The sequence below is a fragment of the Faunimonas sp. B44 genome (assembly GCF_052655945.1).
Map to the genome: position 1 here is coordinate 1 of NZ_JBQYEX010000042.1, position 2,791 is coordinate 2,791.

Genomic DNA, 2,791 nt, shown 5'->3' on the forward strand with positions numbered 1-2,791 from the left:
GATACGGAGTGGGGGTCGTGACCGGTCGCGTGTCGGACATCATCGCCGTCGATATTGATGAGGGTTCGGGGAAGAACGGCGCCCAGGGGCTGGAACGGCTCCAGGAGGTGTACGGTCCCCTCCCGCACACGCTCACCGCCCTGACCCCCTCCGGCGGACGCCACTTGATCTTCAATTACCCGAAGAATGTGAGGGGCAAGATCAAGGGCGTCACCAATCTCGGTGATGCTATCCTCGGATGCGATACGCACGTCGACATCCGGGCGGACGGCAACCAAATCAACGTCGCCCCGACCCGCCGTGGTGCCTCAGCCTACGTCTGGCACACGCCCTTCGACAGCACCGTTCTGGCGGACCTTCCACCGCTTTGGATTGAGCTGCTCCAGAGCCCCACTTCTGCTCCCGGTGACCAGTGTTCCTCCGGAAAGGTGCCTGAGGGGAAGCGCAATGACATGCTCATGTCCTATGTCTGCAAGCTCATCCGCCAGGGGATGGGGGAGCACGACCTGCTTCTCACGGCGCACGCCTGGAACGAGGAAAGATGCGAGCCCCCGCTGGCCCGTGGCGAAGTCGACCGGTGCGTTCGCGGCTTGTACGCTCGTTACGCGTCCAAGCCGGCCACGAACTGGGACGAAATTGGGAACGCAGACTGGTACGTCGCCCGAAATAAGACGGAGATTCGCTACACGGACCAGGAGGGCTGGCTTACGTGGCGGGGCGATCAATGGAAGGTTGATACAAAGGACGTCGACGGTATCCGCCGCATGAAGGGTTTTGCCGCGGAGCTGCGCGCTGAAATGGAGCTCGTCCCCGACCCCGAAGTCAGAAAGTCCGGCCTCGCCTGGGCCAGGAAGTCGGCCAGCTTTGCCACGATGAGCAACGCCCTGAAGATTGCCCGCTCCAGCCCGGAGATCGCAGCTCACATCAATGATTTCGACAAAGACCCGGTGCGCTTTGCCGTCAAGAATGCGGTCATTGACCTGACCTGCGGGGGAGCGACTCCCCACAGCCCCGATTACAAGATTACGCGTCTGGCTCCTGTCTCATACGATCCGGAGGCCAAGGCGCCCCTCTGGGAGCGCTTTCTGGACCAGACGTTCGCCGGAAATCAGGATCTGATCCGATACATGCAGACGCTTGCCGGTTACTTCTGCACCGGTTTGAACATTGAGCACAGTATCTGGGTCTTCCATGGGGGAGGACGTAACGGCAAGGGTGTCCTCACCGGCGTTCTCCGGCATGTTCTCGGACCAAATGCACAGTCTCCTCAACGGGACACTTTCGTCCTCAAGACCAATGACGGAATTCCTGCTGACTTGGCTGCACTGCGGGCAGCTCGGCTGTGCATCGCCGACGAATTCCCAACCGACAAGAAGCCGAACGAGGAACTACTCAAGCAGATATCGGGTGGCGATCCGATCACGGCTCGCCACCTCTATAAGGATCCGTTCACCTATCATCCGACATACAAACTCATCCTGGTGACGAACAAGCGCCTGCCGTTCTCCACGAACTTTGCACTCTGGGAACGCCTTCGGGAGATCCCATTCCTGGAAACTGTTGCGGAGAAGGACCGGAACCCTAACCTGAAGATAGAGCTCCAGAAGGAAGCCTCAGGCATCCTGAACTGGATGATCAGAGGTGCTGAGACCTACTTCCGGGATGGGCTGCAAACTCCAGCTTCCGTCAAGGCGGCAACGGAGCAGGCGCACGATCAGATCGACAGCGTGAAGGGGTTCAAGGACGAGATGATCATTGATTATCCCGGTGCCAAGATAGGAAATCAGGTTCTGTACGATCACTACACCACCTGGTGCAAGGAGAACGGCCATCGACCGGTTCCAAGTGGAGATTTCAAGAAAGAGCTTGAGACCCGCTTTGGTCTTAAGAGCAAGCGCGGAGCAGGGGGTAACGTCTGGCACAACATTGCGATCGCTGCCGACGCAGACGAGGGGTTCAAGGTCGACATCGCATCAATCTTGGAAAAATCTCTGAATCACAGGGAAAATCGAGTGAACTGAGATTTATGCACAGGAAGCTACGGCCAACCCATTCGTTTGGCCGTAGCTTTTTTCTGCCCAGGGTAGTCACACAGGGCAATGGTGCCGCCAACCACGCCCCGTTTCGACAGACCGTGATTGCAGACCCCAGGTTCGTGTCCGCACACCCAAAGGAGTGTATGTAGTGTAGGCATTTTTTCCTTGTTGATGGAAAATTTGGGAACGGTAGTACGATTGAGAGTTCATGAAAATGCCTGCACGGGCTACACTCCTACACAGGTCTTACCCGACCGCCTCTTGGCGGCCGGGCTTTCCACATTACTCGTCCTCGAGGGCCGGCAGCCCCGACCCCGAGAAGGCCTCCTCGTAAGCCTCGGAAATCCGACGCTCGACGTGCAGGATCAGGCTGGAGATCGGCATGTCACGCTCCCGCATCAGCAGGATCGCACGACGGAAGTTGATGAAGGTCTCGTCGTCATTGGCGAGAATGCCCATGTCGTCATTCTCGTAGAAGACGTCGAGGTGGTAGGCTACCTCGTTGACCATGTTGATGAAATTGCGGACGAGCTGCTTGTCCTGAGCCATTTTCGATACTCCAGAATTTTGAAATGCGCGCGGCGGCGGGTTCATTGAAGTCCGGCGCTCTGGCCGGAAGGGGTGGACCATTTTTCTGCGTTCGCAGGCGGATCGGCGGACCTTGGGCCCACACGCGCTCCGCCCGAGAAATCGGGAACTCACCATTTCACATGGCCGCCTCCCTCAGCTTCAGGGCGATCTTGGCGGCCTCCAGA

At 58.3% G+C, this 2,791-nt stretch carries 2 protein-coding genes; one reads left to right on the forward strand and one right to left on the reverse strand.

Going from position 1 to position 2,791, the window contains the following annotated elements; genetic code table 11:
• Positions 1-2,021, forward strand: a 2,021-nt coding sequence (locus ACUN0C_RS20105) for a phage/plasmid primase, P4 family (RefSeq protein WP_445468184.1), incomplete at its 5' end; no start/stop codon positions are given.
• A 297-nt stretch (positions 2,022-2,318) separates the two neighbouring features.
• On the opposite strand, the gene ACUN0C_RS20110 is transcribed toward ACUN0C_RS20105, so the two are convergent.
• Positions 2,319-2,585: a hypothetical protein gene (locus ACUN0C_RS20110; protein WP_445466517.1), complete on the reverse strand. Its 267-nt coding sequence runs from the start codon at positions 2,583-2,585 to the stop codon at positions 2,319-2,321.
• Positions 2,586-2,791: the final 206 nt, after the last annotated feature.

What these genes read in the sequence shown, in the direction of transcription:
- ACUN0C_RS20110 (WP_445466517.1), bottom strand. Translation starts at nt 2,585, where the DNA reads ATGGCTCAGGACAAGCAGCTCGTCCGCAATTTCATCAACATGGTCAAC.